This is a genomic window from Arthrobacter sp. B0427-1-12 (assembly GCF_059092905.1).
The window spans coordinates 22,936-41,889 of sequence record NZ_JBNHIC010000016.1; the positions used below are offsets into that span (position 1 = coordinate 22,936).

21 protein-coding genes are annotated in these 18,954 nt (G+C 61.8%); 10 read left to right on the top strand and 11 right to left on the bottom strand.

Translation table 11 applies throughout. The features are described 5' to 3' along the window. Nucleotides 1-264 precede the first annotated feature (264 nt). From mobC to AC5RWU_RS11495, 3 genes are read left to right on the top strand one after another with little or no spacing between them, the layout of a single operon-like run. Nucleotides 265-657, top strand: a complete 393-nt coding sequence (mobC, locus tag AC5RWU_RS11485) for a plasmid mobilization relaxosome protein MobC (protein WP_494031863.1) — start codon at nt 265-267, stop codon at nt 655-657. Beyond that, entirely contained in the window at nt 654-2,162 is a 1,509-nt protein-coding gene (locus tag AC5RWU_RS11490) for a relaxase/mobilization nuclease domain-containing protein (RefSeq protein ID WP_494031862.1), read from the top strand. Before mobC ends, AC5RWU_RS11490 begins: the two co-directional genes overlap by 4 nt. Before the next feature lie 3 nt (nt 2,163-2,165). Continuing rightward, nucleotides 2,166-2,936, top strand: a complete 771-nt coding sequence (locus AC5RWU_RS11495; RefSeq protein ID WP_494031861.1) for a hypothetical protein — start codon at nt 2,166-2,168, stop codon at nt 2,934-2,936. 8 nt (nt 2,937-2,944) lie between these two features. Here the strand turns inward: AC5RWU_RS11495 and AC5RWU_RS11500 are convergent, their stop codons facing one another. Beyond that, on the bottom strand, nt 2,945-3,469 hold the full coding sequence (locus AC5RWU_RS11500) for a hypothetical protein (RefSeq protein ID WP_494031860.1): 525 nt from the start codon (nt 3,467-3,469) through the stop codon (nt 2,945-2,947). Between the two features lie 568 nt (nt 3,470-4,037). Continuing rightward, nucleotides 4,038-4,619, bottom strand: coding sequence for a hypothetical protein (locus AC5RWU_RS11505; protein ID WP_494036995.1), 582 nt, complete (start codon nt 4,617-4,619; stop codon nt 4,038-4,040). Between the two features lie 227 nt (nt 4,620-4,846). Here AC5RWU_RS11505 and AC5RWU_RS11510 point away from each other — a divergent pair, with 227 nt between their 5' ends. From AC5RWU_RS11510 to AC5RWU_RS11525, 4 genes are all read left to right on the top strand, one after another. Beyond that, nucleotides 4,847-5,389 carry a hypothetical protein gene (locus AC5RWU_RS11510; RefSeq protein ID WP_494031858.1) on the top strand — a complete coding sequence of 181 codons (543 nt, stop codon included), beginning with the start codon at nt 4,847-4,849 and terminating at the stop codon, nt 5,387-5,389. Then, the gene (locus tag AC5RWU_RS11515; RefSeq protein ID WP_494036996.1) at nt 5,386-6,381 is read left to right on the top strand and encodes a hypothetical protein; all 996 of its coding nucleotides are present in this window, start codon (nt 5,386-5,388) and stop codon (nt 6,379-6,381) included. Before AC5RWU_RS11510 ends, AC5RWU_RS11515 begins: the two co-directional genes overlap by 4 nt. After that, nucleotides 6,335-6,907, top strand: a complete 573-nt coding sequence (locus AC5RWU_RS11520) for a hypothetical protein (RefSeq protein ID WP_494031856.1) — start codon at nt 6,335-6,337, stop codon at nt 6,905-6,907. Before AC5RWU_RS11515 ends, AC5RWU_RS11520 begins: the two co-directional genes overlap by 47 nt. Before the next feature lie 279 nt (nt 6,908-7,186). Then, nucleotides 7,187-7,759 (top strand): hypothetical protein, encoded by a 573-nt coding sequence (locus tag AC5RWU_RS11525; protein WP_494031855.1) that lies wholly within the window; start codon nt 7,187-7,189, stop codon nt 7,757-7,759. Nucleotides 7,760-7,865: 106 nt separating this feature from the next. Here AC5RWU_RS11525 and AC5RWU_RS11530 read toward each other — a convergent pair whose 3' ends face one another. The 6 genes from AC5RWU_RS11530 to AC5RWU_RS11555 form a co-directional block, all read right to left on the bottom strand. Beyond that, nucleotides 7,866-8,282 carry a hypothetical protein gene (locus AC5RWU_RS11530; protein WP_494036997.1) on the bottom strand — a complete coding sequence of 139 codons (417 nt, stop codon included), beginning with the start codon at nt 8,280-8,282 and terminating at the stop codon, nt 7,866-7,868. A gap of 465 nt (nt 8,283-8,747) precedes the next feature. Next, nucleotides 8,748-9,422, bottom strand: coding sequence for a response regulator (locus AC5RWU_RS11535; RefSeq protein WP_494031853.1), 675 nt, complete (start codon nt 9,420-9,422; stop codon nt 8,748-8,750). After that, nucleotides 9,415-10,770, bottom strand: a complete 1,356-nt coding sequence (locus tag AC5RWU_RS11540; RefSeq protein ID WP_494031852.1) for a sensor histidine kinase — start codon at nt 10,768-10,770, stop codon at nt 9,415-9,417. Before AC5RWU_RS11540 ends, AC5RWU_RS11535 begins: the two co-directional genes overlap by 8 nt. 191 nt (nt 10,771-10,961) lie before the next feature. Continuing rightward, a complete protein-coding gene (locus AC5RWU_RS11545) occupies nt 10,962-11,231 on the bottom strand; it encodes a hypothetical protein (RefSeq protein WP_494031851.1) in 270 nt (89 codons plus the stop codon). Between the two features lie 134 nt (nt 11,232-11,365). After that, nucleotides 11,366-11,758 carry a hypothetical protein gene (locus AC5RWU_RS11550; RefSeq protein ID WP_494031850.1) on the bottom strand — a complete coding sequence of 131 codons (393 nt, stop codon included), beginning with the start codon at nt 11,756-11,758 and terminating at the stop codon, nt 11,366-11,368. 451 nt (nt 11,759-12,209) lie between these two features. After that, nucleotides 12,210-12,728, bottom strand: a complete 519-nt coding sequence (locus tag AC5RWU_RS11555; protein ID WP_494031849.1) for a hypothetical protein — start codon at nt 12,726-12,728, stop codon at nt 12,210-12,212. Nucleotides 12,729-13,661: 933 nt separating this feature from the next. Here AC5RWU_RS11555 and AC5RWU_RS11560 point away from each other — a divergent pair. Both AC5RWU_RS11560 and AC5RWU_RS11565 read left to right on the top strand, forming a co-directional pair. Next, complete coding sequence (locus tag AC5RWU_RS11560) at nt 13,662-14,399, top strand: hypothetical protein (RefSeq protein ID WP_494036998.1); 738 nt, start codon at nt 13,662-13,664, stop codon at nt 14,397-14,399. A gap of 194 nt (nt 14,400-14,593) precedes the next feature. Then, nucleotides 14,594-15,241, top strand: coding sequence for a hypothetical protein (locus AC5RWU_RS11565; RefSeq protein ID WP_494031846.1), 648 nt, complete (start codon nt 14,594-14,596; stop codon nt 15,239-15,241). A gap of 303 nt (nt 15,242-15,544) precedes the next feature. On the opposite strand, the gene AC5RWU_RS11570 is transcribed toward AC5RWU_RS11565, so the two are convergent. Beyond that, nucleotides 15,545-16,444, bottom strand: a complete 900-nt coding sequence (locus tag AC5RWU_RS11570; RefSeq protein ID WP_494036999.1) for a CPBP family intramembrane glutamic endopeptidase — start codon at nt 16,442-16,444, stop codon at nt 15,545-15,547. Between the two features lie 230 nt (nt 16,445-16,674). Here AC5RWU_RS11570 and AC5RWU_RS11575 point away from each other — a divergent pair, with 230 nt between their 5' ends. Then, the gene (locus tag AC5RWU_RS11575) at nt 16,675-17,325 is read left to right on the top strand and encodes a hypothetical protein (RefSeq protein ID WP_494031844.1); all 651 of its coding nucleotides are present in this window, start codon (nt 16,675-16,677) and stop codon (nt 17,323-17,325) included. Nucleotides 17,326-17,419: 94 nt separating this feature from the next. Here AC5RWU_RS11575 and AC5RWU_RS11580 read toward each other — a convergent pair whose 3' ends face one another. Next, the gene (locus AC5RWU_RS11580; RefSeq protein ID WP_494031843.1) at nt 17,420-17,752 is read right to left on the bottom strand and encodes a hypothetical protein; all 333 of its coding nucleotides are present in this window, start codon (nt 17,750-17,752) and stop codon (nt 17,420-17,422) included. A gap of 354 nt (nt 17,753-18,106) precedes the next feature. Then, nucleotides 18,107-18,634, bottom strand: a complete 528-nt coding sequence (locus AC5RWU_RS11585) for a hypothetical protein (protein WP_494031842.1) — start codon at nt 18,632-18,634, stop codon at nt 18,107-18,109. Nucleotides 18,635-18,954: the final 320 nt, after the last annotated feature.

Sequence of the window (18,954 nt, forward strand, 5' to 3'; positions counted from 1 at the left end):
CCTAGGGCAGCCGGTCAGGACAGGTCATAAAGCCCCCGCAGCATGCTGCGGGGGCGGAGCGGAACGGCTGCGCCGTGCAGCGTTCTCCCAAACCTCACCTGACGGTGAGGCGGGCCCGATCGGAGTCCCCGACGGAGCAAGCTATGCGTTTATGTGCCATAAACGCGCTTCCGCGCTGGACCTGCGGTCCCGGCGGTGACACACTGGGGCGTGTGGGGCCTCCCGGTGGGAGGGGCGCTGCGCTGGGCAAGGGGAGGAGATGCTGTGGCCGAAGAGGAGCAGAATTCGCGCCGGCTGTGGACGTCGCGTCGGAAGCGGATTGAGGGCAAGACGCAGTACGTGAGGGTGTCCATGTCCGAGGCCGAGCGTGTCCGGCTGATGCAGCTGGAGCTGGAGACCGGTTTGTCGCCGTCGGCGATCCTGGTGGACTCGGCGCTGGGCACGGGGGATCCGGCGTCGTTGATGGTGCGTAAGCGCGAGCTTGCCGCCTTGCTGGAGATCCGCAGGCTGGTGGCAACGGTGGCCAATAACGTGAACCAGATCGCCCGCCACGCCAATACCACCGGTGAGCTGGCGGAGGAGACGGCAGCGACTGTGCGTGAGGCCCGGCAGGTGGGGCAGCAGATCCTGGAGCTGGTGCAGGAGATCAAGCCGTGATTCCGAACGTCACGAAGGGTTCCAAGCCGGTCGGTCTGATGAAGTATCTGGTCGGTCCGGGTAAGCGGAACGAGCACACCGACCCGCACCTGGTGGCCGGTTCACCGACGATCATGGCGTGGTTTGATGACGCACAGCTGACCGATGAGTCAGCGGTGGCCATTGCACGCGAGCTGGATCTGAACCGCACCCTGTTCGATGTGGAGTTGGACAAGCACGTGTGGCACTGTTCGCTGTCACTGCGCGACGACGATGTGGAGCTGACCGGCCAGAACTGGTCCGATATCGCGGCCCGTTTCATGGACGAGATGGACTTTACCGACGCCGGCGGAAAGGCGCCCTGTTCATGGGTCGCGGTTCATCACGGCAGGAGCATCAAGGGCAACGACCATATCCATATCGTTGCCTCCCGGGTGCGGGAGGACGGCACCAAGTGGCACGACGGCCAGGACTTTTCCCTGGCGCAGAAGGCGGCGCGGAAGCTGGAGAAGGAGTTCGGTCTGCTCCAGCTGGGGCAGCATTCCGAACGCGGCTACAAGCCCTCCGAAAAGCAGCACGGGTCGGACCGGGAACCGGCACGCTTCCGGCTGGAACGCACCGTACGCGCGTGTGCCATGTCCTCGCCTGACGAGGCGCAGTTTGTGCGCAGGATGCGCCGGGCAGGACTGCTGGTGCACCCACGGTTCGCCGACGGCGGGCAGTCAGTTATCACCGGGTTCTCCGTTGCCGAACGTCCCCCGGCCGGGATGCGTCCGTTGTGGTTCGGCGGGGGCAAACTTGCCAAGGATCTGACCCTGCCGCAGCTGCGCACCCGGTGGCCCGACGACGTGCACCTGGCCCAGGAAGCCGCAGACGAGTGGACCGCGGCGAAGCGGCACCGCCGCATCGTCCACGGCCAGAGCGATCCAGTAGCCCTCGATGAGGCCACTGCCGGGCGCATGGCCGAGGAACTGGCCGAGGCCCGCCGACGCCTGACGACCGTCGCGCCGGACGATCACCAGACATGGGCCCACGCCGCACGGGAAGCCTCCGGTGTCTTCGCTGCCTGGTCTCGCTCCACCGAGGCTGAACCGGGGCCGTTGGCCCACACTTCGAGAGTACTGGCCCGCTCCGCCCGCCGTTCAGGAGTGAAGCTCACCAGCCGGCTCGACCCGCCGCTGCGCATGACGGGGACGACAGCGTTCATGCTCGCTGCGACGTCGGCATCCCCGATGGCCCAGGCGGTCATCCTGGCGCAGATGATCCGGCTGGCGCGCGCGATCCACGACATGCACAAGGCCACCGCTGAACTGCGCGAACAGCAGCTGATCGCCGACACCGTGCAGAAGCAGCTGGCCATCGTCGCCGCCCCGCTGCCCGAGGTCCCGAAGGGCCCCGGAGCAGAGGTATCTCATGCCGGCCCGGCCGGACCAGTCCGGCCGCTGCGCGAGACCGAAGGACCCACTGCCCGTCCGCACACGCTTGCTCACCACACCGTGAATCCCCGACATGGAATGGAGCGATAACCCATGACCGCAGCAACACAGCCCGACGGCATTAACGACATGGTCTCCCGCGACCTGCAGGCCCTCATGGGACTGGCGGGCCGGCTCGGCGAGGCCATGGCCCGCCGCATGGCAGAGCGACGGCAGGAGATGGCCCGCGAGCAGGCCGAACGGGTCCGGCAGCTGCAGGAACGGTTCGAGGCTGAACGGGCCGTGATGCGCACCAGCCTCTCGGGGGTTGAACAGGACCGGTGGTGGGAGGCAGCCCGGCCCGAAGACATCGCCCAGCGCTACACCGAGGCCCTGCGCTGGCAGGAGCATGATGACATGGCCCGTTCCGCCCGGGGACGCATCGAACACGAAGTCCAGCAACGCTACGGGGTCGGCGTAGCGGACTATCTGCGCGGCAACGGCCTTGACCGGTACCTTCCGTCCGGGAACGGGAACGAGGTTGCTCACAAAGAACAGCACGACGCCCAGCGCGAGAACACCCAGGCTGCGCTGCACGCCGCCGAAGCAGGTCAGGGGGACCGGCTCAACGCCGATGACGCCGGCCGGGCGCGCACGGAGGCGGAGCAACTGTGGGACTCCGGGGACCGCCGCGCGGCCCTGGCCGACCAGCTGGCCGCCGCCTTCGGGAGCCCTGACCATGAAGCCGTCGTCGCCCGCCTGGCCGCCGACATCAACCAGGCCACCCCGCCCAGCGCCGCCGTCGAGGGCGGGCCCAGCCGTGCGCCCAAGGCCCGAAAGTCCGGACCCGGAGCAGGACAGGAACGCGACCTGGGGCTGGGATGACCTTCCCTTCAGAAAACGAACGGCGGATCGTCCGCTCTCCGCGCGCGGTAGGCGTTGACCGGTCCATAGAGGTGAGCTTGCACGGTGACCGGCTTTTTGATTGCCAGCGCGCCGTCGTGCGGGCGCCACTCGATGTCCTCTCGGGTTATCACTGCGGTTAGCTGGCTGCCGTGGAAAGCGATCACCGACTCGTGGCATTCGCGAGATAGCATGCCGTCCGCATGGTTTAGGTACCCGCCTTTGGCCTGGTGTCCGAGGTAGGCATAGATCGCCTTTGGCTTGTTAAAGTCCATGAACCCCTGCTTTCGGGGGTGGAGATCGACCGACACTAGGGTCGGCTTATCGGTGGCGGCCGCGGTATGCGCTGCCCTCCGCGAGAGATAGCGGTAGATGATGGCTGTGTCGATGCTAGTCCAAACGTCTTCCGGCATCGGCTGGTACCGCTCTATCCGATTGGCGATCCCCAAGGGGACCACGCCGAGCATGGTGACCACAACGAGCACGATGCCGACTCCTAGAACCGCTTCGAGCATAGTTCCCCTTCTGGGCATTCGCGTGGCCAGACCTGACAGGCTGCTTCTCAAACCCCTTCCGTGCTGCCACGGGATCAACCTTATTCACAGCCCGCGACTTACCCGCCAGCAGTGACAAAACCCCTGTAACGGAAATTATCGTGTGGGCAGAAGCTGCCGGAACTGACCGGTTGCTCTAGGATCTTTCGGATTCTTACCGATCATGGTTCAGTGCATCCATGCCCCCGCGATACCTGAGAAAGCCCGGACAGCCCGGCGCCAGCGCAAGTCCAGAGGTGAGGCGCAGGCTTACCCGCCTCGGTTACTTCGGGCTGGCCCTAGTCCTGCTCACCCTGATTCTGAACTTTCTGCCGATCGACTCCGAGACGTGGATATGGGTGAAGCTCGCCATCCTTGCTGTTCCGACCATCGTTTACTTCGTGGCGGTGATCCGGTTTTCGTTGTGGCAACGGGATGAGTACTGGCGGGATCGCGGCAGAGACCCTAAGCATCCGGAGCGCTTACCCGACCACCCCGCTGACTGAACGTGCAGGCCTCCGCGGCGGGATCCCTGCGGGGGGAACAGTCCTCAAGCTTGTCCGGAGGTACTCGGTTTAAGGCACTCGACGAACCTGTGTATCTCCCGTTCAACTCTTGCATTCCCCGTTGCAGGCTCAAATCGGATATGTAGAACCTGGGCCGGTTGATCCACGGTGATAAGGCAGTGGGCGTTGGTGCTTTTGAACCGGGATTTCAGCACCGCCCGCAGCGTTCCGTTGTCCGCTGATGGCTCCTCGTATTTTGTTGCATCGTCCAGAATCTTCCGGCAGCGGTCTAAGGCTTCCGAGGCCTCAATACCATCCAGCGGCACGTAGGCGTCGGCGCGCGTCCACAGGAAGACAACAGCCAGCGACCCGGAGGAGACGGCTCTCAGGGTTTTAATCCGTGTCGTCAGACCCCTGAATCCGGTGCCGATTGTGATCAACAGGAGCGCCAGCATGGGAAGCAGTCTCCATTGGATTCCATAGCTGATCACGATGGCGAAGACCGCAGCGATTACCGCGAGCCAGAGAACGATAAGGGCGATCAGCCCTCCGACAAGTCTTTGAGACCGGGGCATAGCCTGCATCTCAACCTCCAAGGAACCGACATACAGCGTCCGCGGCAGCATCCGAAGCCCCTGGCCGCCGGCGCCTTTCCGCTGGTTTCGTCTTCTGGGCTCAGGCTACTGTTGCTCGCAGATTCTTAGCCAGCAATTTCAAGGCAACACCTCTTCAAGGGGGCGCCGTAGTACTCGCCGACCCCTACTACCAAGACCCCTTAACCGTTTACACGCTCATGTGACAAGCGTGTCATTCTGGATATTCAAGTCTTTGGGATGGCTCAATTGACTCATGCGTGAGTGAAACATGCGTGAAGCAAGGATGGGAAGCGATTTCTGTGCGTTTTGGAAAGTCCCCCAGCGGGAAGAGGGCAACTCCCGCAACCCCGAAAGCAGTCGTCGCCGCCCTCAATCTTGCTGACCGTATAACCTTCGATGAGCTGTTGGCCATCGTCACGGAAGCCCATGGAAAACCCATAGAGCTGCAGGAAATAGACAGCTCGATGATCCCGGCCGTCACGGGTCTTTGGATGGAGGCGGATAAGAAGTCGGTCATTCTGCTGCCGTCCGGGGACAACCGACTGCACCGCAATCACGCTGCGTGTCACGAGTTTGGCCACATTCTTCTGAACCATGACGGCTGCGGCGTTGCGGACGTTCCCATGCCCACCTTGTTTCAGCACATTGGCAGGAACCGCGGCATTAAGCGGATGCTGGCACGGTCGTTGGGCTGGAACGAAAGCGAAATGGCCGCTGAGCGCGTTGCTTACCTGCTCTCCCTGGCGCTGCTGCCCGAGGAGCCCGAGAGCCCCAGTGACTTCGAGCGAACGTTCATATGACAGTCCTGCAAACAGTCTCGATCGTCATTCTCTGGGCGGTGGTAGCAATCCGCCTGGTGGGCCTGCGGTTTGGCTGGAGGCCCGGGATCCTCCTGGGCGTATCGATGGTGGCCCTGGGCGCAACCTTGAACATCGACCCGGTGTATCTGGCCGTTGATCACCAGCTTGGCAGCTGGAATCTGACCAATCTCATCGTCCACCTGCTCATGGGAATAGGCATGACGGAACTCAGCCGTCTGCTGCTCCAAGCCACCGGCCGGTTCCGCAGCCATGTCAAGGTACTGATCGGCGCGGGGATTGGCCTTGCGATGGCGCAGGCCGCACTTCTGCTCGTTTCGAACACCCAAGGATCTGCCGCCAACTTCACGGAGACTTTTGGTGAGATGACGACCATTGCTCTGTACCAGGCAACGTTCTTCGCGTGGTTCGGGATCATCACCGGATACACGGGAATGGAATCACTGCGCAGGAACAGGCGCGGAGAATCAAGCCTGTTCCGGGTCGGGTTCGACTTCCTTGGCACCGGCTGCATGGTCGGCGTCCTGGCGGCTGCGGTGAAACTGTTCCTGATCGGGATGACGGCGCTGGGCGATGACGGGGCCTATCAGGATATTCTGAACGTCGGATACCGCGTCTTCCTCGCGCTGATGACCGTGGGTTTTGCGGTTGGTTTCATCCTTCCGGCGTATGGGCGCTTCAAGGCAGCCTTCGCCGTACGGAGGGAGTATGCAGAGGCGCTGGCCACTCTCAGACCCATCGTCGAACGCCTGGCACATACTTCCGCAGGCAAGCGGCATCTGGCCGCTACCAAGATTTCCCTGAATGCACGCATGTCCAAAACCCAGCTGTATCGCTGGTTCATCTTCATCGGCGACATCAGAGTGCTGGAACCCAATCTTCTGTCTGCACAGGAGACAGAGATCATTGACGAGATAGGCAAGAAAATTGAGCGAAACGGCACAGCTATCCGGCGCACGGACGCTGTCGTCTAGATATTCCCAGATCCTGGCGCCGGCCATGGTACTGGCAATGCTGGTGGTCGCTGCCGGGTTCAAGGCGGGGATGGGCCCGTTGGGCGTAATGGTTCTCCTGGCCGGTATTGTTGGTGTCCCAGGGATCATCTATAAGTGCTCCAAGGGTCTCTTCCGGCGGTGGGGTCTGCCTGACCGTCTGCGGATCATTCTCCTGGCCGCCCTGACGTTCGCGAGTGCGGCTGCCTGTTTCATGATTCCCCTGGGACCACCGGTGCCGTTGACGGTTGCAGCGTTTTTCATGGGCAATGCGGGTCTGGTGTTCTTCCGGCGCTGGTTGGACGTTTCCGCTCATGTATCAGTTGTTACGTTCGCTGCCTTGTGGGTATGCGTCATGTACGGGGGCGCCTGGGCGTGGCTGTTGATGCTATCTCCATTAATGATGTTTAGCCGTGTGTCTCTCGGTGAACATACATGGGGGGAGGCGTTGGCAGGCGCAGCACTGGGGCTGGCAACCTTCTTTTGTTATCTAGCAGTGCTTGGTTAAGCCTGTTTTCGCCGGTTCGGCCGCGCTGGTTTCGGAGTATGCCTTCGGACCAGATGGCCGGGATCTTGATTGTAGTCCGGCTCGGTACAGGCCTGCTTTGCATGCCGCAGCTTGTGTACTGCGCAAGACGAAAGACACCTTCATCCAATCCAAGGTGAACGTGTTCGTAGTGAGCTTTTGCCTTGGGGCTTGCAGCGAACGCCCTGAAAGACATCCTCTGTCGGCGCAGGAGGTGTGGAAGCTCTATCGCGTGAACTGGGTGTCGGCTAGGCTCCCGACATGAAGGACAGCGCATCTGACAGCGCCCGCTCTGGCCTGCTCACGCGTCGCTCCTGGTGGGCCCTGATCATTGTTCAGGCTTTGGTCGCGGCGCTGATAACGATCGCCATGGTCGTGGCCCTACAAGGAGGGAACCCTGACTGGGGCCTCTTCCCCATAGCCATCGGCAGCGGGGTGACCATCGCGGTGGTCCTAAACTTAGCTTCCGTTCCCCGCGGTGGCCGCGCACGCCAGGCCGCCACTGAGGGGACGGCCCTTGAGGCGGCTGTTGCAAGCGGAGTGCTTCCAAACCAGAGCTTTGTCTTGGACTGGGGACCGGAGCTGGCGGCCAGACGTCATCAGGTGCGCACCAACGTCCGCGTGACTCCCCTCATCATGGCCGGTGCTGTCGGGCTTCAGCTTTACGATGCGTATTTAGTCCCCGAGTGGGCGCCGTTCTTCCTGGCCGGCGCTGCCATTTTCATCGGTCTCGGCACATGGGGGACGATCACATTGAAACGGAGATTGGAGCGCATCGACTCCCTCCGGCGGCAGCTGGCCGAACGCAGCGGCTCCTTAGATCAGGAGAACTAGTCTTCTGACGATCGAGCTCAGAAGGTGCGAGATGTATGCCCGACCTGTCGAGGCAGCTGGACGACCTTTCAACAACAGCTGGAATGCGGCAGTCCCGAAGTGCGTCCTAAGCTTTTTCTGGTCGGGGAACAGCGCGGGGTTGAGTCTCCGCAGACTGGGGCCTGAAACTGAAGGCGACGTTCGCGCCAATGATCAAGGGCCAAGGAGTCAGGCCGAATGGGGCTTCTGTTCCCAGGATCGTGTACCAGATGACGTAGCCGGCTATGGCGGCGCAGAGGAGAACTGTGATCCACCAGTTGCCTCTGGGAGCGAAGATCAGCGGAGCACCCTTCCATTTGCCGCGCAAAAGGTAGCCCAAAAGGACGGCGCCGGTGGCAAGACACAGGATGATTAGTGGTACCCGCTGCCCAAAGCTGACGGTGTCTGCTTCTCGCAGCAGGGCCATCATCAGAGACCACAGGCACAGCGCTAGAACGACCACCACGGCAACCAAACGGTTCCGCCTCTGCCTCTGACTGTCCATTGCCGTGCCCCTTTCCGGGGAATGCCAGCTCGTAGGAGGTTGCAAGGTCGTCTCCAGCATATTCAGGCTACTAGGACCTGTCATGAGGCGAGACTGCACTGCTTCTCGATGAAACGAGTAATTACCGGCACGCATGTGTCCTTGTCTTGCCTGCCGCCCGTACTAAGCCGGTCTTTCATCAAGACGGCTGATGCCTAGTTGCTTGGTACCGGTGTGAGCGAATTTCTTCTGTCGTACCGCTTAGAAGGCACGAGGCGGTTCGGCCGTGTGCGGCGGTCATTCCTTGCCCTGGCGTCCCACCACCCGGGTACTTTGAACGTTCCTTCGCGAGGCTATCGGGCAGCTGGAGAATAGTCCGGGTAGTACTTCCGGATTTCATCGACGGGGTCGCCGACGGCAATCATCACCTCGAGCGGAACAAGCCGGCGCACTTCCCGTTTTTCCCTGTATCTGCCGGTTTCCTTGTCACAGGAGGCGGTGTTCGTAGGCGAAGGCCACCAGTTGTAGCCTGGTCCGCAGGCCGAGCTTGCCCAGCACGGAGCGCAGGTGGGTCTTGACCGTTGCCTCGGAGACGAACAGGCTTCCTGCGATGTCCGTGTTGCCCAGTCCTTTGGCCGCGAGCAGGAACACGTCCCGCTCCCGCACGGAGAGCTCTTCGAGCACTGTCATGTCGGGTCCGGCCGCAGGCATTGTCCGGGCCGCGTGCTGGAAGAGGTCATGGGCTGAGCCGGGTGCTATCACGGAGTAGCCGGAATACACCGTGCGGATGGCGGACAGGAGGAAGTCCGGCTCGGCGCTCTTGAGCAGGTACCCGGCGGCCCCGGCCTGTACGGCATCGACGACCGCCTGGTCCCGGTTGAAGGTGGTCAGGGCGATGATCCTAGGTTTGTCGGTCCCGGCGGCCTCGGCCGCCGCCGTGATCCGCCGGGTCGCCTCCACGCCGTCGAGCACCGGCATCCGCAGGTCCATCAGCATCACGTCCGGGCGGCAGTCAGCGGCCAGGGTGACGGCCTGTTCGCCGTCGCCGGCCTCGCCTGCCAGCTCCATGTCCGACTGGCTTTCCACGATCATGCGGATGCCCGCGCGGAAGGACGGCTGGTCGTCCACCAGCGCCACCGAGATCCTGGCCGGATCAGCCACGGGGGTTTTCCTCCGGCCCCCCGGCTGACGCCGTCGCCTCCAGTGCGGGGCGTGGATCGCCATCGGCCGCTGCCGGCACCAAGGCACCGGTGGCGGTGCCTGCCGGCGGGCGGGAGCCGTAGGGAATGAATGCGGTGACGCGGAAGTCCTCGCCGTCGGCTCCGGTGGTGAGCCAGCCGCCGGCCAGGTGGGCCCGCTCCCGCATCCCGGGAACACCCCGCCCCACCCGTTCTGCTGCTGTACCGCCCTCACCGGTCTGGCCCGCCGCGGCGGGGCGCAGTGCCGAGGCCGCATGCAGGGTCAGACCCGGGCCGGACCAGTCCAAATGCAGGCGTACGGCCGTGCCGCGGCCGCCGTGTTTTAGCGCATTGGTCAGGCACTCCTGGACGATCCGGAAGACCGCCAGCTGCTGGCCGGCGCCGAGCTCGACCGGTGCCCCGGTTTCGGTCCGGCGGATCTTGAGGCTGCCGCTCATCTGGTGCACCAGCGGTTCGATGTCGCTCAGCTTCGGCTGCGGCGCCGCCAGACCGTCTTCACGTACCCCTTCGATGACGCGCTGGGCGTCCACGAGGGCGCGGCGTGCCGACCCGGAGATCGTCCCGAGGGCATCCAGCACCGGCTGCGGCTGTCCCTTGCCGATGTAGCGGGCCCCGTCCGCCTGTGCGGCGATGACCGCCAGTGAGTGCGCGAGCACGTCATGCAGGTCGCGGGCGATCCTGGTCCGCTCCTGCTCAACGACCAGCTCGACCTCGGCTTCCCTGAGACTCGCCCGGGCCTCGTCACGGGCATGGAAGAGCGTGCCGCGCTCCTCATACAGCCGCAGCAGGATGCCGACGGCCGCGCAGCCTGCGGCGATGAGGAGCAGGACCGCCCAGCACTGCCACCACAGGCCGATCATCGTTTTCTGCGGAGCATTTGCGATCACCAGGGGCGAGGCCCAGTAGGCCCCCATACCGTACTGCCGCGAAAGCATGACGAACGCCATGACACCGGCGAAAACCGCCGTCACACCGCCGGCGACCACCCTCATCCGGGGCGATGCCGTCCAGACCATGAAACCCAAAGCCACAAAGGCACCGATGTAGACCTGCCACGGCGTGGCGATCATCGGTTCCAGGAGATGGACCAGCTGCAGAACCAGCAGCACCGCTGTCGCCGCGAGGGACGCCGCGGCCCAGCGGCCCGCCAGCGCTATGGCCACCGAGACCAGAACGATGACCGGAAGCCTGCCCTGCTCGGCCAGGAAGTAACCGTAGAGGCCCCAGTGACGGCCCGTCCAAAGGACGCAGAACACCAGAGCCGCCAAAGGCGCACCCCAGCGACGCAAGAATTTCAGAATCTGTTCCATGCCCGCCACGTTATCCGCCGCAGAACGCCGTTTTGCTCCTCCGGCGTCCTTCTCCACCCGCAGGCCAGAAGATTCATCCCAGCGGTGGAGCCAAACCACAGCTGAAATCGATGTCTCGGAGATTTTCAACCAGCTGGTTCCGGGATGTTCTGGCAGAGACAGTTGAACCGGTTACAGTCACTCCTGCAGCGTTAGCTTCCGTTGGTGGTAAAGGGGCTGAAGAACATGAAGGCGATGCCCACGACGATGGACATACCACCGAACAGCCGCAGGAACAGGGGCGTGGCCAAAAATGATTGGGAGTAGTCAACGCCGGCAGGCCGATAGGTCTTCATGGCATCGGCCATAGCCTGTGCGGTTCCGAAAAGATTCGGGACGAGGATAACCCCGAGGATGACCAGTATGGCTCCGGCAGCGGCGGAGGCCCACTGTGCCTGTTCGCGCAGATCCGTAAGGGCCAAAACCGTGCCTGCCATAGGAACAGCGCCAGGTACAGAATCCGGATCAGCAGCGGAAACCTGCTGAACACTTGGAGGAACTCCATGACCGGAGACTACCGGGAACCGTGGCCCGGTCAAGAGTCCGACTGGAAACCTCAGTCGGTAAAGCGGCCGAGTCCGAAGCCGAAGAAGACGCCGTAATTGAACCAGAGGCCCGCCACGAGATAGCCCGCTCCCATCAGCCTCACGGCTCGGGGGGTGGACCAAAAAGACCGGGAGTAGTCGACGCCCCTGGGCTTGTAGTCCTTCAGCGCAGCGGCGAAGGCCCGGGTACTGCCGCGGTAATCGGTGACCATCACCAGCCCCAACAGGATGAGCACGGCACCGAAGAACGCAACGACCCAGAGAATGATATCGATGTACTCGTTCAAACGGAGGAGCACGATCACGACAATGCTGATGGACGCCGCAGTGAAGGCAACCAGGTACAGGATATGCAGCGCCTTAAGTGGCTGTGGGAACCTTCGGATCATCTGGAACCGGTTCACGTCGTTCTGCCCGTCCTCTGACTTGTTTTTATCCGTTCTGAGGTGACACAGACGCTACAGTCCTCCGTCCGGTCCTACCACCCTTCTGAAAGTAGGGCGGCGGGCGAAGCCAGCAGGCCGCCGTTTTCGCAGAGCAACACAACTACCTCTCAGGACGATTCCTCCCTCTGGTTGTTCCGAAATAGGCAGAATAGGGGACGCTTTTGTCACTGACAGCAGCTGCACGAGGTAGCCTTCGATGAGCGCGGCACCCACTGCGGTTATTTTCCTGCTGGCCTTTTCCTACGAGACATGATTCCGGATCCAACTCCCATGAATCCGCAAAGCACCGTCCCCGCACCTGCCCATCGCACTCCTGCCGCTGTCCGTCGTGGTGCTCACCCCTGTTCAGCCATGCGGGTAACCCCGTCAAGGGATCGGGCGAGCAGTCACTCCCCGCACGGTTCCCGGTCTACTGCCGCTCGGTTTCCATGATCGTGCCCACCACTTTGCTCAGGTTCTGCGGCGAGACCGCCAGCTCAACCGTGCCTTCCTCGGCAGGGACCGTGAGGACCCGCCACGTGGGCCGGAATCGGAACAGGGCCTCGGGCCAGGTCGGCTCACGCTCCTGACCCACAACACCAACATGGGTCAGAACAATGTCGCCGTAGCCGCTGCGGGAGGTCTCCAGCACCAGCCGCCCCTCACGCGGTGTGACCACAGCAGGCTTCCACCTGGCGGTCAGCGGCGGGATGGAGCCGTCAATGACGCGGACAAAACAGTCAAGGTGGCCCCGGGCCTCATTCCGGCGCTGCCCGTAACGCGGAATGTAGGGGATGATGAACGAAACCACGAACCATAGCGGCACCATCACCCACAGGGCACCTGCCCAGCCAGCGTTCGCGGCATAAAGCCACACCAGCGGAACGAGCACCAGACCAATAAGACCGGCCTGCACCACTATGGCGAGCAACGCCTTCGAACCGCCCATAACTCCATGGAAGCCCACATGGGGCCCGGAATCCAGAGGTGCGGCCGTGGAACTTCGGGCCCCTGCGCAACCACCCCTCCCACCGGGACGGGGTCAATGCCCGCGACAACCTGAGCAAACGGTTGTAGGCTCCGAGCATGTCGGATACGGGCGGCCGTAAGCGGCTGGAACCTAGAATGACTCGCGGCAGCTTCCGGTTCATGCTCGGGGCTTGGGCATTCCAAGTCCTCACCAGCGGCCTGCTAGCCTTCACTGCGCTGCCCGGGCAGGGTGAAGAGTGGAACCGGCCCGTCCTTCTCCTTGCTGGTGCAGCTTTCATCCTCAGTATGGTCTTCCTCGGTTATCTGCTCCGTGTTCGACGCAATGACTCACCGTTCTGGGATGAGGAAGAGGCCCGCAGGGAAGACTGGGACCGCAGAGGACGACGCCTTTATCCCTGACCACTGTTCCGTTTGGCGCCGCTTCGGAGTCGGCCCAGAAGAACGTTGCGACGATTAGGATCACACCATGACCTGGAGTTTCTTCTTCGCGCTCTTGAGCGGACTTGCAGGACTGATTTTTGTCGCAGTCTTATATCGACCGATATTGGCGTACTTGAAGAACCCAAAGGAAAGGTACTGGCCTCGTCTCAACTGGCCGATCCTCTGGGTGCTTGCCGGAATATGCGTTGCCTCGGTGATTCTCTCCATGGTTACCAGTAGATAGACAATCGGCGTTCTCAAACCACGTGTACGGACAGCTGCTGCAGCGTCTCAACAGGCGGCTTACGTACCGAGGACTCCGAGATGCTTTGGTTCTACCGGCGCTCTGTTTGTTGCAGCGCTGGCTCGTAGAAGCGGATCGCAGCTCACGTCTGTTTCCGTTCCGTGTGTTAGAGCTGATGGCATGGGATTTGCTATCGGTCTAGACGCTCCTGGGGCCAAGAAGTATTTCATGCACCATCTTCAGGTGGTGCAGACTTTCTACGATCGATGGAGCGCGGTGCAGCTTCCCCCGCTATCCGGATGCGACCTCCATACGGATGAAAGTGAAGCCAACCGGATGGGATTTTCTCCGTCTCTCATCGTGGATGCCGGTATCGACGCGTCGATTGGTTCTCTGGATACAGTCTTCAAAGTCATCATGGCCGGGCTTGAGACACGGCCTGTGGTGCTGCAGACACTCCTAAGAACAGCACTGGTTGGCAGTGCCCGCGTCGTATATGTGCTTGCCTCCGATAACCGAGAGCAGAGATTGCAGAACGGCAAAGAAGTTGCCGGCACCGAGAGCCGCAGCGCAATGAGCGCTTGCGACGCTTTCGAAAGCTTTGAGCGGTTCCCGTCCATCCCGCCGATCATGGCGACCCAGGCGCGGGATAATCACCAGCAACTGACGGGAGGAAAGCGTACTCCGGGCGAGGCCACGATGATTCGAAGGATGACCCAGACACTTGCGGACTGTTTGCCTCCTTTGGAGGAAGATGAACCATTCTTGGCTGAACACCTGGCGTTCATCTGGCACACGACCAGCGGGGTGGCGCACGCGTATGGGTGGACCCGCAGGTTCGAACAGGGTGGACCGGCCGAAACTCCGAGGGTGGGTGACTACGTCAGTGACCTTGGCATGGTTGTGTCCGTAGCTGACTTGGCGCTGGGCATGTCTGCCCGGAGGACCCGTGTCCGCCAGGCATAAGGGGCTGCCCCGGGTTTTGGTGACTCTCGGGGTTGATGGTTTTCAGGCGGCTTGAAGGCCGGTTTCGATCGTCTCCAGAGCCGCGGGGTATGCGCTGCTCCTGACGAGACGGCCTATGGACAACTGGTCATCACTGAAGCACTGTTAGAGCACTGTCCGGAACGCAAGGTTTCTCGTCTAAGGGGATGGCCAAGGTGACTGATGCTGATACGGAAGCCGCGGTCCGCTGGGCCAAGGCTACGAAAATCGCCGAGGGGATCACCGACTACGGGATCAGCAAGGCCTTGCGGGCCTACTTCCTGGTTTATCTGCCTCTTGGCGTCCTCGTCCTGGCAGGCATCGGTTTTCTCATCATGGCCCTCATCGTCGGAAACGTTCAGGAAGAATGGCCCCAGCACCTCGGCGTTGGCCTAATGCTCGCGGGAATCGGTGTCATGATCGGCGCGTTCGTGTATGCGAGCAAGAAGGTGAAACCAGAGGTCCGCCCGCAGCGGGCGCAGGCACTCGTATGGCTGGAGAAGCCTGAACAAAAGAGGATCCGGAAACAGATCTATGGCCGGATCCCCCCGGTGCCGGAGGAGCTGACCGTGGCCCGCGGCGCAGCGGTTCAGCTACGGCAGGGTCTGGCCCAGGGGCTGCTGCTCATACCGGGGTACCTGCTCATCCTCGGACCGCAGCTGGTGAACGCCCGGGATAGTGTTCTGGGAGTGTTATGGATTCCTACCCTCGGGCTCCTTGTCGCGGGAACCATCATGATCGTGTGGCAGTTTCATCAGACGACCCGGTTCCTGGAACGCACGGCAGCTTCCGCACCTAGCGAAAGCCCTCGGGACAATAGATGAAACGAAGAATCCACGAATCTCCAGTCTATTTTTGGGTCTACCTCGTTGTTACGGTCCTATTTTGGATTGGAGCAGCAATCCTCATCGGGATGAATCCGGGGAGAATCTACTATCTTGTCGTTCCCCTGGTCATGACAGCGGCCCTCTACCAATTGGCAAGGGACCGGCGCCGAGCCACGAAACTTCCCGGGATAAACAGATGATTAGGCTCTCTCTGATTCCGCCAGATAAGAACCATTCCGCTGTTGAGACAGCAGAGGCGGAACCCGGCGTTGGGCCTTTCATGTACAACCTGACGCTCATTCAAGCGACCGTTAACACCAAGAGCATTACCATGGCGTTGTTCGCGGCGTGAAGCAGCACAGGCGCCCAGAGGTTCCGGTGGAAGCGGCGAAGGAGCGCCAGGGCAACGCCCAGGGCGAATAGGTACCCGAAGCCGAGCAGCACCAGATGGACTGACGCGAAGAGTGCAGCGGACAGCAGGATCGCTACGGAAGGCTTGAACCGCCGCAGGAAGCCGCTGAGGAAAGCACCCCTGAACAGCACTTCCTCCCACAGTGGCGTGAGTACCGCAATGACGACGAACGCGATCGCCACGGACGGAGCCGGCAGTTCAGCGATCATGACTATGGCGTCATTGGAGGATCCGGCCGCTGCGACATCGACATTCAGAACGGCAAGAACAGCCAGGAAAAGCTGCTGAAAAAAGGCAGCAGCCACAATGGCCACGGGGATCTGCCAGAGCAGATGGAACATCCTGGGCGTGAGCCGCAGAAACCCAAGCACGCCAAGGCCCAGACGATGCTTGCGGATGAGGTGAACATAAAGCGCGAGCATGCCCGCAGCGGTCGCTCCGGGCAGGAACAGCATGATCAGGCCCCCGGGCGTGAAATGAACGACGTCGAGCTGGCCGACCGCCAACACTGCGCCTGTGAAGACAGCCACGTACAGGACAACGAAGAGCAGTGCCCAGCTCGCCTGTCTAAGTGTTATCGGTGAATCATCCTTACCAGGGCCATTGGAGTCTTCTCCGGATGACCTGTCGCCGACGTCCTGGTTCAGCGGTCCTGTACCACCCGTCATGATCTCCCCTATCACGCGTCCACTTCGCAAGAGCGTGCAAATCCCGCCCTCGAGCCTACAAGCGGAAAATGCAGGAATTGCCTGCTTTCGCGGCTCGCTTAGCTGTTCTCGTACACTCATCCAACACTCTGGCGGAATGGCTGTGAAGGTACCGCAATGTGGTTATACGGTTGCCCCGGAATATCTCGGCAAGTCTGTCGTAGATCCTGCCCAGCTCAGTACAGGCGAGCTGTAAGGCGTGGACGCGCGACATTCCTGCAGGAAACTGCCGCGGTCACGGGAGGATCGCCAGCTGAGATTTCGAGAGTCAATATCTTTCGGCCCGAACGCTGCAGGACACACTGTGATCTATGGACAGCTCAATACCGACCTCCAGAATGATGCGCTACCTGAAGATATCCCTAGCTGCGTCACTCCCGCTGCTGTTCCTTGCCATTGCATTGAGCAGCGTTCTCGACCTATGGCTCACGGTGCTGATCGTGGCCGTGTTCATGGTCGGTATTGACGTGCCCATGGTTCTTGCCGTCCAGCGCGAAGCCCGAAGCCTGGATGAACAGCGTGCGAAGCTGCGGCGATCAGCCGCATTGAACAGCATCCCCGGCGAGCAGTCAGCAGCAGGACACCCCTTCCAGAAGGGAACAGTAACGTCCGGGTCCAACCGGCAGATCACCGTCGACGGAGTACTAGCCCACACAACAGTTCACCTTCGGAGATCTGCGCAGGAGGCAAAAGAACTCATCCTGACCGCAGTGGCCGAACTTCCTCGTTTCTCCATCAAGAATGTCCGGGACGACCTCATCACGATACGGGGCAGAGCCAACATCAATTCCTGGGGCCAACAAATAACCGCGCACATCCTTCCCGCGGACCAGGGCAGCGTCGTGGAACTGGAATGCCGTCCTTCCCTCGCTACAACGATGAATGATGGCGGGCAAGGTACACGGGACCTTACAGACCTGCTATCCGCTATAGAAGAGCAGGACCGCCGGTTCAACGAATAATCTCTTACGGCCCGCGGGCTGGGCGACTCAGTGAATCCGCTCGGATTATTGATGGGCGGCCGGATTCACTCGATTCGAGTGGGTCCCGCACTTTTCACGGCAGATCTGTGGTCTGCTGCTGAGCACGCCGGTTTTTTCGAACCTGAATGGCTCTATGTATGGCATAGGGGGCCAACACGAGGGCCAGGAACAGCGGCATATCCCAGAGACCGCCGACAACTCTGGCCGCAGACAGCACCGTGTCTCCCGCCATTGCTAACAGGATCCCTGCCATCAATAGCCAGATGCGAGGGCTGCGAAGACTGTCATCAGCGCCGGAGGCAAAATATCGGGTAGGTCCGTTCGAAGGATTGCGGGCGTCAATGACCGCCGCACTGGTGCACAGAGCTGTGGCCACCATCAAAATAATCGTGCCAAGCAGGACCATTTGACTCTCCAATGTCAGGCGGCTGGAAGTCTCCTGAGCTCAGCGTATAGAGGGACTGTGGGAAGCGACAGGGCATGGACAGTGCTCCGCGATTCCCAGCAGGGATCAACCGATACATGGAGTTACCCGGCCTCTTGTCTCCCGCGGCTTGTGCGCTGCGCAAGACGAAAGACACATTCACCAAAGACAAGGTGGACGTGTTTGTGGTGAGCCTTTGCCCTGGGGGCTTGCAGCGTTCGAAAGGCAAGAGGCAAGCCAAAGGCACTTTTAGAAACACAATCGTCGCAGCCCCCCCACGACATCCGGCTCTGGCCTGCGGACATGAGGAAGGCCCTGCTACCGCAGGGCCTTCCTTCAGGAGCGTCTGGAATCAGCAACCAGAACCAGGATCAGCAAGGTAGCTGCTGGCACCATGAACATGAGCTGCAGGATAAACAGCCCCAGTCCCATTTCGGTACCCGTCAGGCCCAGGCACAGCAGGAAGCTTGCCACGGTGAAGACGGACGCCGTGAGGGGTGCCCCCTTGCGGCGCGACCTCTGCAGAACCAGCAGGACGATCCCCACGACGATGCTGCCGAAACCGCAGGCCAGCAGTACCAGGGTCCCGGGGTCGAACGTTTCGAGGCCAAACAGGTCCGGTTCGGTCATGAGAACAAGAACGACCAGCAGGTTGCACAGCCCGAGCAGGATCGACATGATTCCTGCGGCGATCCGGAGCCCAGATGCGGGCGGCTTGGACAGTACCTGCAGGTGGGCCGACGAGGGGACGTACACCCAGTCGCCGGGCGGCAGCTGCCCCTGAACTCCCGGACCCCCGTACGGCAGCTGTACTGGATTTCCGGATGCCTCAGCCTGCTGGCCTTCGGTTCCGTTCACACTCACTAGATCCCCCAATTCTGCTGAGTGTCGGTCCTCAGCGTCTGGCCCGGGCATCGCCGGCGGGCCGTGTTCCTTTGACAGCTCATCGTATGACGGGATCAGTCCGCTACCTGGCGGCTCCACGGTTCCGCTTCCATACGCGGCCGCTTATTACGCAAGAGCACCACTCCAACGGTCTGCCCTATGGCTTTCCCACGGCTCGATCATCCGGTACAGCACCGTCAGGACATCCCCGGCCCAGGGCTTCCGACCGCTGGGATGTCCCGCACTAGTAGACGCCCCGGCTGCCGTCAGCCAAGGTGCGGGCAGTAGGCACCTTTGTT